Source organism: Kineococcus xinjiangensis (assembly GCF_002934625.1).
GTDB lineage: Bacteria > Actinomycetota > Actinomycetes > Actinomycetales > Kineococcaceae > Kineococcus_A > Kineococcus_A xinjiangensis.
In genome coordinates, this window is record NZ_PTJD01000017.1 from 26,867 (window position 1) to 40,261 (window position 13,395).

Consider the following 13,395-nt stretch of genomic DNA (forward strand, 5'->3'; position numbering starts at 1 on the left):
CGGCCCCCGCGGACCGGACGCGACGAGGCCCCGGCGGGATTCCCGCCGGGGCCTCGTCGCGTCCGGTCTCAGATCAACGAGGCGAGCAGGAAGTAGACGAGGGCCGCCGTCGCCCCGGCGCCCGGGAAGGTCAGCACCCAGGCGATGACCATCGAGCGCGCCACGCCCCAGCGGACGGCGGTGAGGCGCCTCGTGGCCCCCACCCCCATGATCGTCGAGCTGATGGTGTGGGTCGTGGAGATCGGGGCGTGGAAGCCGATGGCCGCCACGTAGAGGACGCCCGCGGAGACGCTCTCGGCCGCGAAGCCCCGGGCGGGGTCGAGGTCGATGATGCGCCGGCCCAGGGTCCGCATGATCCGCCAGCCCCCGGCGTAGGTGCCGAGGCTGATGGCCAGCGCGGCGGCCACCTTCACCCACTGGGGGATGTCGTCGCCGGAGTGGTAGCCGCCGGCCACCAGCGCCAGGACGATCACGCCCATCGTCTTCTGCGCGTCCTGCAGCCCGTGCCCCAGCGACATCGCCGCCGCGGAGACGGTCTGCGCGATCCGGAAGCGGCGGTTCACCCGGCCGGGGTTGGCGTGGCGGAAGGTCCACATGATGGCCACCATGGCGAGGTAGGCCAGCACGAAGCCGCCCAGCGGCGAGACCACCATCGGGATGAGGACCTTGTCGAGGACGACGCCCCAGTGGACGCCCGTGCCGGCGGCCAGCCCGGCGCCGCCGAGCCCGCCGATGAGGGCGTGGGAGGAGGACGAGGGCAGGCCCCGCCACCAGGTGACCAGGTTCCAGGTGATGGCCCCGACGAGCGCCGCGAGGACGACCACGAGACCGGCGACCCCGCCCTCCGGGGTGATGATCCCGTTGCCGATCGTCCTGGCCACGCCCTCCCCGAGGAAGGCGCCGATGAGGTTGAAGACCGCGGCCATGAGCAGCGCCACCCGCGGGGTGAGCGCCCGCGTGGAGACGGAGGTGGCGATGGCGTTCGCGGCGTCGTGGAAGCCGTTGGTGTAGTCGAAGACGAGGGCGACGACGATGACGACGATGACCAGGAGGAGGGCCAGCTCCACCCTCAGGTCTCCTTGAGGGCGATCGCCTCGACGGTGTGGGCGACGTGCTCGAAGGCGTCGGCCGCCCGCTCCAGCGCCTCGACGACCTCCTTGTTCTTCATGATCTCGATGGCGTCGTACCCGCCGCCGAAGAGGGTCCCCAGCAGCTCGCGGTAGATCCCGTCGGCCTGGTTCTCCAGCCGGTTGACCTCGACCCAGTAGTCGCTGAGGCCCGCCAGCGAGCGCAGCCGGGGCATCGCGGCGGCCGTCAGCTCCGCCTGCCGCACCAGGACCTGCACCACCTGCGTCAGCGCCGCGGGCAGCTCCTGGAGCCGGTAGATGATGACGAGGTCGACGGCGGCCTGCATCTCGTCGAGGCAGTCGTCGAGCCGGGAGGCGAGCTGGTAGATGTCCTCGCGGTCGAAGGGCGTGACGAAGGAGGAGTTCACCCGGCGCAGGACGGCGTGGGTGGCCGCGTCACCCTCGTGCTCCAGGTCCTCCATCCGCCGGGCCAGCTCGTGCCGACGGGCCTCGTCGCTCCCGAGGAACTCGGCGAGCACGGTGGCCGCCTCCACGAGGATCCTGCCCGTCGACGCGAAGAGGTCGTAGAACGAGTTGTCCTGAGGGGTGAGACGCAGGCGCACTCAGCGCTCCCGGGCGGTCGTGGCTCCGAGCCGGAGGGATCCGGCCCCTCGCGATGCTAACGGCCCCCGGATCGCCGGCCGCGCCTCACTGCGCCGCCGCCGGCACGTCACCGTTCCGCGTCGCTGCCCTCCACGCCGAGCAGGCGGTCGAGGTCGGGCGGCTGGAGGGGGCCGTCGCTCTCGGAGGCTGCGAGCACCACGTCGGCGTAGAGCTCGATCTCGGCGGCGAGCTCGTCGTCGGCCAGCGCGTCGGACCCCGCGACCGGGCGCAGCGGCTCGCGGTCGCCGGGGCGGGGAGTCGCGCCTCGGGGGGTGGGGGCAGCACTCATGGTGCGCTCAATCTACGCCCGGACGCCTTCCGCCGAAGCTGATCGGCCGACTCTCTGCGCCACTCAGGGGGTTGCGCCATCGACGTCCCCCGTGGACGTGACGGCGGGTGCGGCCGAGGCCACCACCGCCGGCTCCTGCGCGCGGTCGACGACGGTGCGGCGCAGCTGGACCGACGCCAGGCCGAGGCCGCCGACGGTCACCTCGTCGTAGGCGACGAGCCGGCCGGCGCGCTCGCCGGAGCGGGCGAAGTGCAGCAGCGTGGCGCTCATCGGCAGCGGCTCGCCGTCGGAGAAGCGGACCAGCGCCGCGGAGCTGAGGCCGCCACCGCCGGTGGTGCCCTGGACCATCAGCCGCGTCCGGGTGTCCTCGTCCAGCGTCGTCGAGCGCTTGTGCAGGTGGCCGGCCAGCACGAGCGGCACGCGCCCGTGCAGCGGCTCGGGCGCGCTGGGGTTGTGCAGGACCGCCACGTCCACCGGGTCGTCGGGGTGGGCCTCGTCCCACTCCTCGATCGTCGCGGCGAAGCGCTCGGTCGCCTCCTGCATGACCTCCAGCTCGCCGCCCTCGGCCAGCTCCCCCTCCGAGGCGGGCGTGAAGCGCGGGTCCCCGATGCCGGCGAAGCGCAACCCCGCGACCTCCACCGGCTCCCCGCCGTCCAGCACCACGGCTCCGGGCTGCTGCGCCACGGCGTCCGCGGTGCCCTGGGAGTCGTGGTTGCCGCGGACGAAGACGTAGGGCACGCCGAGCGCGCCGATGCGCTGCAGCGTCGTCGACTCCAGCGCGCTCCCCCACGTCGTCACGTCGCCCGTGTCCACGACGGCGTCGACGTCGAACTGCCCCAGCAGGGACTGCGCGAGGTCGTAGGCCAGGGGGTTGAGGTGGACGTCGGAGATGTGCAGGACCGTGGTGACGTCCTGCCCGAGGCCCGCCTGCCCGGGGGTGGCGCCGCCCTGGACGGGCAGGTTGGCGGAGACGGCGTAGAGGCTGCTGACGTCGCGCACGATCTGGGAGAGGCCGCTGCGGTAGGACTCCAGCCGGTCCAGCGCGTTGCGCGTGTTGGTCACGATGTAGGGCGCCCGGGACAGCAGGCCCGTGAAGCGCGGCTGCGACAGGGCGGCGGCGTCGAAGGTGGCGGCCGTCACGGTGCCGAGGACGAGCACCACCGCCAGGGAGGCGCCCGTGGTCTGGGCGGTGCGGCGCGCCCCGCGGTAGACGAGCAGGCCGGCCGCGGCGGCTCCCGCGAGGCTGCACGCCCCGCTGTAGGCGGCCGCCCGCAGCGTGGCCGCGCGCACGGCGTCGGCCGCGGTGACCTCCAGCGCCAGGAACTGCTGCGGGGAGCGCAGCAGCCGGCTGGCGGCGTCGAGGTCGACCGAGGTGATCTGCGCGGTGACCAGGACGGGCGCCCAGTGGGTGTCGAAGGCCACCTGGCCGGCGGGCGGCAGGTCGATGTGGATGCCCGGGGAGAGGCTGGGGCGGACGTGGACCTGCGTCTGGAGGGGGCCGACGTAGGTGGTGGTGCCGGGGGCCAGCGCTGCACCGACGGCTGCGCCGAGGGCGCTGACGGCGATCAGCCCGCACCAGGCGAGGACGCGGCGCAGGCGGTGACGGGCGGGGCCGGCGGGGGCGGGCGGCGCGGCCACGTCCCCGGCCGCGGCGCCCTCCGCTGCCGCCGGCTGGTGCTCGCTCATCGCTCTCCCATCCTGGACTGTCCCGCTCCGGCGCACCCGCCGCGGTGCCGGCGCCCCTCTCCGGGGCGGATCGCGGGAACGGTCCCGTCTGGTTGTCGTCGGCATCCACTCCTTCGGACTAGAGCGAACGGGTGCCCGGATCGTGGCGGCACCGGCGGCGCGCGGGGGCCCGGGCCCCCGCGCGGACCATCCGAGACCACGCTTTCTTGACTCGTTCCAGAGAAGCTGGTGGAGTGGAGGACGTGCACCTCCCGGCAGCCGAGCGGATCCGTGCCCGCGGCCTGCGCGCCACGCGCCCGCGCGTCGCCGTCCTCGACGTCCTCGACGCCGCGACGGACGACCGCCACCTGGCCGTGGCCGACGTCTGCGCCCGCGTGCGCGCCGACCTGGGCGCCGTGTCCACCCAGGCGGTCTACGACTGCCTGGAGGCCCTCACCAGCGCCGGGCTCGCCCGTCGCATCGAACCCGCGGGCCACCCGGCCCGCTACGAGTCCCGCGTCGGCGACAACCACCACCACCTGGTCTGCCGCGGCTGCGGCCGGACCGTCGACGTGGACTGCGCCATCGGCGCGGCTCCGTGCCTCGAGCCCTCGTCGTCGCAGGGGTTCGTCGTGGACGAGGCCGAGGTGACCTTCTGGGGCCGCTGCCCCTCCTGCACCACCCGCGCGGAGGTGGACGACCCCGCCCCCGCCGCACGTCCGATCACCCCCCACCCCGGAGAGGACCCGCGATGACCGACGTCGCCAGCCAGCAGAGCGCACCGGACGACAACCGCCCCACGCTGACCAACCGCCAGGGCCACCCGGTCTACGACAACCAGAACCAGCGCACCGTCGGCGCGCGCGGCCCCGCCACGCTGGAGAACTACCAGTTCCTCGAGAAGATCAGCCACTTCGACCGCGAGCGGATCCCCGAGCGCGTCGTGCACGCGCGCGGCACCACCGCCTACGGCTACTTCGAGGCGTACGGGTCCCTCGGGGACGAGCCCATCTCCAAGTACACCCGCGCCAGGCTCTTCCAGGAGAAGGGCAAGCGCACCGACCTCGCGATCCGCTTCTCCACCGTGGCGGGTGGCCGCGACTCCTCCGAGTCGGCGCGCGACCCCCGCGGCTTCGCGGTGAAGTTCTACACCGAGGACGGCAACTGGGACCTCGTCGGCAACAACCTCGGCGTCTTCTTCATCCGCGACGCCATCAAGTTCCCCGACTTCATCCACTCCCAGAAGCCGGACCCCGTCACCTTCGAGGCGGGCGTCGCCAACCGGGCGTTCGACTTCTTCAGCCAGACGCCCGAGGCCATGCACATGGTCATGCTGGTCTTCAGCCCCCGCGGCCTGCCCGCGTCGTACCGCACGATGCAGGGCTTCGGCGTGAACACCTACAAGTGGGTCAACGCACAGGGCGAGTCCGTCCTCGTCAAGTACCACTGGCTGCCGAAGCAGGGCGTGAAGTCCTGGACCGCCGCCGACGCCGCCGCCGTGCAGGCGCAGACCCTCGGCGCCCACACCAAGGACCTCTACGACGCGATCGAGCGCGGCGACTTCCCCGAGTGGGAGCTGCACGTCCAGATCATGGAGGACCACGACCACCCCGAGCTGGACTTCGACCCGCTCGACGACACCAAGGTGTGGCCGGAGGAGGTCTTCCCGCTGCGCCCCGTCGGCCGGATGGTCCTCGACCGCAACGTGACGGACAACTTCGCCGAGAACGAGCAGATCGCGTTCGGCACCGGCGTGCTCGTGGACGGCCTGGACTTCTCCGACGACAAGATGCTCGTCGGCCGGACGTTCTCCTACTCCGACACCCAGCGCTACCGGGTGGGCCCGAACTACCTGCAGCTCCCGGTGAACCGGCCCAAGGTCCCGGTGAACACGAACCAGCAGGGCGGCCAGATGTCCTACGGCCGGGACGAGGTCGGGTCCAACCCGCACGTGAACTACGAGCCCTCCATCACCGGCGGCCTCAAGGAGGCCACCTACCCCACGCACGACGAGCAGGGCCCCGTCATCACCGGCCGCCTGACCCGCAAGCGCATCCCCCGCACCAACGACTACAAGCAGGCCGGCGAGCGCTACCTGCTGTCGGAGCAGTGGGAGAAGGACGACCTGGTGGCCAACCTCGTCGGCGCGCTGCAGCAGTGCGACCGGCCCATCCAGGAGCGGATGGTGTGGCACTTCCTGATGGTCGAGGACGAGCTGGGCCTGCGCGTCGGCGAGGGTCTCGGCATCACCCCGGACGACGTCCGCCACCTGCCGCCGCTGCAGTCGCAGACGCTGAACGAGGAGGAGCAGGCCCGCCTCGCCAACCTCGGCAAGAACGGCCCGCGCGACGTCGCCGGTCTCGTCATGACGCACTGCGTGCCCAACGAGCGGGTCGTCGTCGCCTGACGGACCCCTCCTCAGAACGCGGCGGCGCCGCCCCGGGAACGGCCGGGGCGGCGCCGCCGTGCTGTGCCGTGGTGCGGCGCGGGCGGGGCTCAGCCCTCGAGGGCCGCGTCGACGGTGATCTCGACGCCGGTCAGGGCCTTGGAGACGGGGCAGGTGGCCTTGGCGTCCTGCGCGGCCTTGGCGAAGCCCTCGGCGTCGAGGCCCTCCACCTCCCCGCGGACGGTGACCTTGATGCCGGTCAGACGGAAGCCGCCGTCCGGGTCCGGCCCGAGGGAGACGTCCTCGGAGATCTCCAGGCTCTGCGGGGTGCCGCCCGCCTCGGCGATGAGGTGGGACAGCTGCATCGCGAAGCAGGAGGAGTGCGCGGCGGCGATGAGCTCCTCGGGGCTGGTGGTGCCGCCCGCCTCGTCGGCGGCGCGCTTGGGGAACGAGACGTCGAAGGTGCCGACCTTCGAGCTGCTCAGCTCGACCTGGCCGGAGCCGTCCTCCAGGCCGCCGTTCCAGGCGGTGCGTGCGGTGCGGGTGGGCATGCCGTTCCTTCCTCGTCGCGGATCGCACCCGGGGTGCCGGGGCCCCGCCATCCTCCGCGCCCTCCCCCTCCCCCACCACCGGAACGCCGGACGCCCGGCCCCTCCGAGGAGGGACCGGGCGTCTCGGACGTGCGAGGTGCCTGCGGGAGTGCCGAGGTCAGTCGCGGGCGGGCTGGGCGCCGCCGTCGCGGGAGCCCCACGAACCACCCTGCGCGGGCCGGCGCGAGGGACCGCCCCGGTAGCCGCGGGAGTCGCGACCGCCGGAACCGGGACCGCGACGGCCGCGGCCGTCACGGGCGGGGCGGCCCTCGGAGGTGCGGCGCGGCTTGACGACGACCGGCTCCCCGGACTCCGCCACCGCCCGCACGATCTCGTCACCGGCGGCCACGTGCTCCGTGGTCGCGGTCACGCCCGCGTCGCGGTGCAGCCACCCGTAGCGGCGGACCTGGTCCGGCAGCGCGATCGCCAGGACCGTGCCCTTGTTCCCGGCGCGCGCGGTGCGGCCGGAGCGGTGCAGGTAGTCCTTGTGGTCGTTCGGCGGGTCCACGTGCACGACGAGGTCCACGTCGTCGACGTGGATGCCGCGCGCGGCGACGTCGGTGGCCACGAGCACGCGCGTCTCACCGGCGGCGAAGGCGTCGATGGCCTTCGAGCGCTGGCTCTGCCGCAGGTCGCCGTGGATGGCCTCGGCGGGGGCGCCCGCCTCGCGCAGCTGGTCGGCCAGGCGCTGGGCGCCCAGCTTCGTCCGCACGAAGAGGATGCTGCGGGCCGGGCGCATCGAGATCTCGGTGAGCACCGCCAGCTTGTCGTGCGGGCGCAGCGCGAAGACGCGGTGCTCCATGTTGGCGGCCGTCTCCGTCTCCTGCGGGACCGAGTGGAACGCCGGGTCCGTGAGGAAGTCCTTGACCAGCTGCTCGACACCGCGGTCGAGGGTCGCGGAGAAGAACATCCGCTGCCCGTTCGCACGGGTCTGCTCGAGGATCGCGCGCACCGCCGGCAGGAAGCCGAGGTCGGCCATGTGGTCGGCCTCGTCGAGGACGGCGACGCTCACCTCGGACAGCGAGCACGCCTGCCGCTCCACCAGGTCGGTGAGGCGCCCCGGCGTGGCGATGAGGATGTCGATGCCGCGCTGCAGCGCCGCGATCTGGCGGGCGTAGGGCACCCCGCCCACGACGCACGCCATGCGCAGGCCGAGGGAGTCCCCGAGCGGGCGCAGCGCGTCGGCGACCTGCATCGCCAGCTCGCGGGTCGGGACGAGGATGAGCCCGCGCGGGGCGTTGGCGTTGCGCACGCGGTCACCCGCGGCGAGGCGCGCGATCATCGGCAGGCCGAAGCCGAGGGTCTTGCCGGAGCCGGTCTTGGCGCGGCCGAGGATGTCGCGGCCGGCGATGCCGTCGACCAGCACGCGCGACTGGATCGCGAACGGCGCGGTCATGCCCCGGCGCTCCAGCGCGGCGACGAGCTCCTCGGGCAGGCCGAGCGCGGCGAACGTGGACTCCGGGACCTCGACGAGCTGGGCCGCGTCGAGGGCCTGCTCGATGGGCGAGGGCGCGAAGGAGCGGGGGCTGCGCGGCGGGCCGGAGCGGGAGCCGCGGTAGCCGTTGGAGCCGCCGTAGCTGCCGGAGGACGAGCCGCCGGAGGAACCACCGGAGCGGTAGCCGCTGCCGGAGCCGGCCGAGCGGTATCCGCCGGAGCGGGAGCCCGAGGGGCGGTCGGAGCGGAAGTCGGACGTGCGGGAGTCGCGGTAACCGCGGGACTCGGAGTTTCGTGCGTCGTACGAGGGCATGCGGGAAGGAACTCCACGTGGGATAGCAGGCCGCACGCGGTCGACCCCCGGCTGCAGGCACACCAGTGCGGCGCGCATCGTCGTCAGGGGATGAGACTCAAGCGACCTCGCGGGCGGCTCGCCCGCAGAGTGGACGGCGTCGACACCGTCACGATGAGCCTAACAGGCGGGCACCCCGCGCTGTTCCGGGGGCGCTCGGCCCACCCCGTCGGCCCTCCGCGGCGCACCCGGTCGGCCCCGCGCGGCCCGGAGGGCGGTGAGGGCGGTCGCGGAGACGACGTCCCCGACGACGGCCACCCCCACCGAGGCGCCGACGGGGTCGCCGGCCCGGGGCAGCCGCCCCGGGCCGGCGCCCGTCACGGGGTCACCGCAGCCAGCGGCGCAGGGACTTCGCGGAGGACCTGTCCCACACCTGGGCGAACTGCTGCTCGGCGCGCTCGCCGGAGGCCTCCTCCTGCGCGTGCAGGCGGCCGAGGGCGAAGGCGGCGGCCGGGGAGTCGGTGGTGGCGGCCAGGTCGCGGATGCGCTCGCGGGTGACGACGGAGTCCTGGTGCTCCCCCAGCACCTCCTGGACCTTGGTGACGGCCTTGGCGAAGGCGGTGGCCTCGGCGCCGAAGACGGAGGCGACGGACTCGGCGGCGTAGCGGGTCTGCTTAGCCGCCTTGCGGGCCTCGTGGAGCAGGAACTCCCGCTCCTCCTTCGAGGGGGCGGACTCGGCGCGCTCGACGAGCTTCGCCAGCGTCGCGTAGGTCTTGGCGACCCGGCCGGGGAGGATCTCGCGGGCCTTGCGCCGGGCGCGGCCGGTGAAGGGGGGCTCGGTGACGAGGGAGTGCAGGTCGACGAGGAGCTTGCGGTAGCGCTCCCCGTCGAGGGTCGCGACGACCTGGACGTGGGCCTCGGCGTAGGCCTTGGACAGGGGCGCGTCGATGCCCTGGCCGGCGGCGCCGAGCAGCAGGGCGGGGTCCTCGGCGGCGACGGCGCGCAGGAGGCGCTCGCGCATGACCTCGGCGTCGCGGGCGGCGCCCAGCTCGGCGGCGAGCCACTTCAGCTCGTCGCGCAGGGGCCGGGTGAGCTCGTCGGGCAGGAGCGGGCGGAACGTCCGCAGGGCGCTGCGCAGGCGGCGGGTGGCCACGCGCATCTTGTGGATGCTGTCGGGGGCGTCGAGGCGGACCTGGGGGTCCTGCACGGTGATCTGCTCGACCTGCTCGGCGAGGTGCGCCTGCACGACCGCGCCGGCGGTGGACTTGGGCGTGAGGGGCTTGCGGCGCTCGGGCGCGGGGGCGGGGCCGAGGACGCGGGCGAGCTTGGAGCCGGAGGCGGAGCGCTGCACGCCCGCTGCGCGCAGGGCGGCGTCCACGGCCTCCAGGAGGGCGGGCTCGCCGTCGACGAGCTCGACCTCCAGCTCGCGCCAGGACTGCGCGGCACCGGTGGCGGTCCCGGCGCCCTCCAGGGGAAGGACCCGGCGGGCCTCGACGCGGTCGTCGGCGACCTCGGCGACGACGCGGGCGTCGGCGTCGAGGAGCTTCTGCTCCCGGCGGCGGGTGGTGATGGTGGCGACGGGGACGAGCGGTGCGCCGAGGGTGCGCGACCACACCATGGCCTGCAGCGCGGCGGGCACGGTCCGGGCGACGCGCCCGAGCGGCAGCCGCACCTCCTGGCGCGCGCCGTCGGCGGCGGGCAGCTTCAGGTGCCAGCCGGCGTCGGAGCCGCCCTTGCGCCGGCGCAGGGTGATGCGGTGGGCGGCGAGGGTGTGCTCGGCGGTGTCGAAGTAGGTGGCCTCGAGGCGGTGCTCGGCCACGGCGCCGTCGAAGACCTGCCCGTCGAGCAGCGAGGACAGGTCGGGCAGCTCGGCGGTGTCGTCGAGGTCGTACTTCGCTTCGAGCTCTCGGTGCAGGGACGGCATCCCCCATAGTTACCAGCCCGGCCGGGGCTCCACGCGCGCATCCCCGGGGGCGGAGCCGGCTCGCCACTCCTTGACGCGGAGCCGCACGCCCCGTGACACTGGTAAGCGCTTACCGAGGCGTGGGCCCACCGCGCCGCCTGCAACGACGCTGGAGGCACCGTGACCACCGTCCCCGATCCCGCCGAGCCGCTGCGCGTCGTCGTCGTGGGAGCCGGCGCCATCGCCGAGGGCGGCCACCTGCCCGCCCTGCGCGACGCCGGTGACACCGAGGTCGTGGCGATCGTCGACGTCGACGCCGATCGCGCCCGGGGCCTGGCCGAGCGCTGGGGGGTGCCCGCCTCCGGCACCGACCTCGCCGCCGTCCTGCGCGAGCAGCGGCCCCACCTCGTCTGCGTCTGCACCCCGCCCGGCGCGCACCGCGACGCCGTCACCGCCGCGCTCGACGCCGGCGCCTGGGTCTGGTGCGAGAAGCCCCCGGCCCTCAGCCTCGCCGAGTACGACGAGATGGCCGCCCACGAGCGCGAGGGCGGCCCCTACGTCTCCTACGTCTTCCAGCAGCGCTCCGGTTCCGCCTCGCACGCGCTGCGCCGGCAGATCGCCCTCGGCGAGCTCGGCCGGCCGCTCGTGGCCGTCTGCCACACCCTCTGGTTCCGGGACGAGGAGTACTACGCCGTCCCCTGGCGCGGGCGCTGGGACACCGAGGGCGGCGGGCCCTCGATGGGCCACGGCATCCACCAGATGGACCTCATGCTCTGGCTGCTGGGCGACTGGAGCGAGGTGAGCGCCGCCACCGGCACCCTCGACCGCGACGTGGAGACCGAGGACGTCTCCATGGCCGTCGTCCGGTTCGAGTCCGGCGCGATGGCGTCGGTCGTCAACAGCGTCCTGTCGCCGCGGCAGGAGAGCTACCTGCGCTTCGACTTCTCCGACGCGACGGTGGAGGTCAGCCACCTCTACGGCCACGGCAACGACGACTGGACCTGGACCCCCGCCCCGCACGTCCCCGCCGGGAGGACGGCCGACTGGCGCCCCGCCGGCGACGAGCCGAGCTCCCACACCGCCGCGCTGCGCGACGTGCTGGACTCGCTGCGCAAGGGCGTGCGCCCGCCGGGCAGCGGCCACGACGGGCGGCGCAGCCTGGAGCTCGTCGCGGGCCTGTACCAGTCCGCGGCGCAGGGCCGGCCCGTCCGGCGCGCCGAACTGGTGGCGGGCAACCCGTTCTACGCGGCGATGCACGGGGGCCGGGCGTGAGCACCACCGCACCCTCCCCCGTGGACGTCGCCCTGCACCTCGACGACTCCACCCCCGGCCGCCTCGTCGTCCGGGCGGGATCGGTCGACCTGGCCACCTACGTCCACGACTGCGCCACCGACCCGGCCGTCGACCCCCTGGAGTCGCCCAAGCCGTACCTGCACCCGCTGCGCACCCTCACCGGGGCGCCCGTCTCCGGGTTCCGGCCCCACGACCACCGCTGGCACAAGGGCGTGCAGTTCACCGCCTCGGAGGTGTCGGGGCAGAACTTCTGGGGCGGGCCCACCTACGTGCACGGTCGCGGGTACGTGCAGCTCGGCAACGTCGGCACGATGCGGCACGACGGCTTCGCCCGGACCGACGCGGGCGAGGTGGCGGTGGGCACCACCGAGAACCTCACCTGGGTCACCTCCGCGGGCGAGGAGTGGGTGTCGGAGTCCCGCGAGCTGCGCTTCGGCGGCGTGGACCCCGTGCGGGGGCTGTGGGTGCTGGACGTGGCCACGGAACTGCGCAACGTCCGCGGGCGGGACCTGGAGTTCGGCAGCCCCACGACGCTCGGGCGGCCCGCCGCCGGGTACACGGGCCTGTTCTGGCGCGGGCCGCGCGCCTGGACGGGCGGCACGGTCCTCACCGCCGACACCGGCACCGACGCCGACACCGGGACCGAGCCGATGGGCTCCGCCTCCGCGTGGCTGGCGTACTCGGGACAGCACGACGAGGTGGACGGCGGCGGCACGCTGCTGTTCCTGGCGGGCACCTCCTCCGCGGACGTCCCCCTGCGCTGGTTCGTGCGCAGCGACCCGTTCCCCGCGGTGGCGCCGTCCTTCGCGTTCTCCGAGGAGGTGGTCCTGCCCGCGGGGGAGGTGCTGCGCCTGCGGCACCGGATCGTCGTCGGCGACCGCGCCTGGGACCGCGCCGAGACCGAGGCGGTGGCGGCGGAGCACGCGCTGTGACACCGAAACCGCCTGCGTGTCAACCGCTTGCGCGGGATCCCCATCTCGGGCGGTTCCCCGGGGCGGTCGGTCTGAGCGGCCTCGACGTGTACCCGTGGGAGGCGGCCGACGGCCTGCACGGCGGTTCCCCGCACCTGCACACCTGCTGCTCGGAGTGCTACGTCGTGGTCGGTGGCACCGGGGAACTGCACACCCTCACCGCCGAGGGCCCGCAGCGCGCCCCCCTGACCGCGGGGGACGTCGTGTGGTTCACCCCCGGCACGGTGCACCGGGCCGTGGACACCGGCGGGCTGCGGGTCGTCGTGGTGATGGAGAACGGCGGGCTGCCCGAGGCCGGGGACGCGGTGCTGACGTTCCCGCCGGAGCACCTGGCCGACGAGGAGAGCTACCGGCGGGCGGCGTCGATCCTCGGGCCGGACGGGCAGCCGTCGCCGGAGCGCGCCCGGGCCCGCCGCGACCTCGCCGTGGCCGGCTACACCGAGATCCTGCGGCGCACCGAGGCCGGGGACGCCTCGGCGCTGGCGGAGTTCCACGCCGCCGCGGCCCGGCTCGTCGCCCCGCGGCTGGCGGACTTCCGCAGCCGCTGGGAGGCCGGGGCCGCCGCGGCCGCGCGCCGCACGGGTGAGCTGCTCACGGCCCTGGCCGACGGGAACGCCTCCCACCTCGCCGGCGCGAGCGTGCGGCACCTGCCCCGGCCGGCGCCGACCCTGGGCATGTGCGGCACGCTCGCGGCCTACGACGGGCCGCGTCGTGCGCTGACGGAGACCGGCGGGCACTGACGGGGAACCGACGGGCGCCGACGGGGCTGGACGAACCGCGACGGGGCCGGACGAGCCGCGACGGGGGCGTGGGGGATGCTCGGGAGGTGACGACCTCGCCGA

12 protein-coding genes are annotated in these 13,395 nt (G+C 74.6%); 5 read left to right on the top strand and 7 right to left on the bottom strand.

Features of this window, described 5'->3' with window-relative positions:
- Positions 1–68: 68 nt before the first annotated feature.
- The 4 genes from CLV92_RS18550 to CLV92_RS18565 form a co-directional block, all read right to left on the bottom strand.
- Positions 69–1,061 (bottom strand): inorganic phosphate transporter, encoded by a 993-nt coding sequence (locus CLV92_RS18550; RefSeq protein ID WP_104435352.1) that lies wholly within the window; start codon positions 1,059–1,061, stop codon positions 69–71.
- A gap of 8 nt (positions 1,062–1,069) precedes the next feature.
- The gene (locus CLV92_RS18555; RefSeq protein WP_104435256.1) at positions 1,070–1,690 is read right to left on the bottom strand and encodes a DUF47 domain-containing protein; all 621 of its coding nucleotides are present in this window, start codon (positions 1,688–1,690) and stop codon (positions 1,070–1,072) included.
- A gap of 107 nt (positions 1,691–1,797) precedes the next feature.
- Complete coding sequence (locus CLV92_RS21130; protein ID WP_146099647.1) at positions 1,798–2,019, bottom strand: hypothetical protein; 222 nt, start codon at positions 2,017–2,019, stop codon at positions 1,798–1,800.
- Between the two features lie 63 nt (positions 2,020–2,082).
- Positions 2,083–3,705 carry a metallophosphoesterase family protein gene (locus CLV92_RS18565; RefSeq protein WP_146099648.1) on the bottom strand — a complete coding sequence of 541 codons (1,623 nt, stop codon included), beginning with the start codon at positions 3,703–3,705 and terminating at the stop codon, positions 2,083–2,085.
- A 242-nt stretch (positions 3,706–3,947) separates the two neighbouring features.
- On the opposite strand from CLV92_RS18565, the gene CLV92_RS18570 reads away from it, so the two are divergent.
- Together CLV92_RS18570 and CLV92_RS18575 are read left to right on the top strand one after the other, a co-directional pair.
- Positions 3,948–4,439, top strand: coding sequence for a Fur family transcriptional regulator (locus tag CLV92_RS18570; protein WP_104435354.1), 492 nt, complete (start codon positions 3,948–3,950; stop codon positions 4,437–4,439).
- Positions 4,436–6,091 carry a catalase gene (locus CLV92_RS18575; RefSeq protein ID WP_104435262.1) on the top strand — a complete coding sequence of 552 codons (1,656 nt, stop codon included), beginning with the start codon at positions 4,436–4,438 and terminating at the stop codon, positions 6,089–6,091. Before CLV92_RS18570 ends, CLV92_RS18575 begins: the two co-directional genes overlap by 4 nt.
- 89 nt (positions 6,092–6,180) lie before the next feature.
- Here the strand turns inward: CLV92_RS18575 and CLV92_RS18580 are convergent, their stop codons facing one another.
- The 3 genes from CLV92_RS18580 to CLV92_RS18595 form a co-directional block, all read right to left on the bottom strand.
- Positions 6,181–6,621 (bottom strand): OsmC family peroxiredoxin, encoded by a 441-nt coding sequence (locus CLV92_RS18580; protein WP_104435264.1) that lies wholly within the window; start codon positions 6,619–6,621, stop codon positions 6,181–6,183.
- A gap of 157 nt (positions 6,622–6,778) precedes the next feature.
- On the bottom strand, positions 6,779–8,407 hold the full coding sequence (locus CLV92_RS18585; protein ID WP_104435265.1) for a DEAD/DEAH box helicase: 1,629 nt from the start codon (positions 8,405–8,407) through the stop codon (positions 6,779–6,781).
- Positions 8,408–8,771: 364 nt separating this feature from the next.
- Entirely contained in the window at positions 8,772–10,310 is a 1,539-nt protein-coding gene (locus tag CLV92_RS18595) for a CYTH and CHAD domain-containing protein (protein ID WP_104435270.1), read from the bottom strand.
- A 159-nt stretch (positions 10,311–10,469) separates the two neighbouring features.
- Here CLV92_RS18595 and CLV92_RS18600 point away from each other — a divergent pair, with 159 nt between their 5' ends.
- The 3 genes from CLV92_RS18600 to CLV92_RS18610 all read left to right on the top strand — a co-directional run bounded on the left by CLV92_RS18600 (position 10,470) and on the right by CLV92_RS18610 (position 13,293).
- Positions 10,470–11,561, top strand: coding sequence for a Gfo/Idh/MocA family protein (locus tag CLV92_RS18600; protein ID WP_211291269.1), 1,092 nt, complete (start codon positions 10,470–10,472; stop codon positions 11,559–11,561).
- 32 nt (positions 11,562–11,593) lie between these two features.
- On the top strand, positions 11,594–12,514 hold the full coding sequence (locus CLV92_RS18605) for a DUF6807 domain-containing protein (protein WP_104435357.1): 921 nt from the start codon (positions 11,594–11,596) through the stop codon (positions 12,512–12,514).
- Between the two features lie 86 nt (positions 12,515–12,600).
- Positions 12,601–13,293: a cupin domain-containing protein gene (locus tag CLV92_RS18610; protein WP_211291271.1), complete on the top strand. Its 693-nt coding sequence runs from the start codon at positions 12,601–12,603 to the stop codon at positions 13,291–13,293.
- Positions 13,294–13,395: the final 102 nt, after the last annotated feature.

Bases quoted from the DNA above. Each gene is read 5' to 3' on its own strand.
- CLV92_RS21130 (WP_146099647.1), bottom strand. From the start codon at position 2,019: ATGAGTGCTGCCCCCACCCCCCGAGGCGCGACTCCCCGCCCCGGCGAC.
- CLV92_RS18565 (WP_146099648.1), bottom strand. From the start codon at position 3,705: ATGAGCGAGCACCAGCCGGCGGCAGCGGAGGGCGCCGCGGCCGGGGAC.
- CLV92_RS18575 (WP_104435262.1), top strand. From the start codon at position 4,436: ATGACCGACGTCGCCAGCCAGCAGAGCGCACCGGACGACAACCGCCCC.
- CLV92_RS18580 (WP_104435264.1), bottom strand. From the start codon at position 6,621: ATGCCCACCCGCACCGCACGCACCGCCTGGAACGGCGGCCTGGAGGAC.
- CLV92_RS18585 (WP_104435265.1), bottom strand. From the start codon at position 8,407: ATGCCCTCGTACGACGCACGAAACTCCGAGTCCCGCGGTTACCGCGAC.
- CLV92_RS18595 (WP_104435270.1), bottom strand. From the start codon at position 10,310: ATGCCGTCCCTGCACCGAGAGCTCGAAGCGAAGTACGACCTCGACGAC.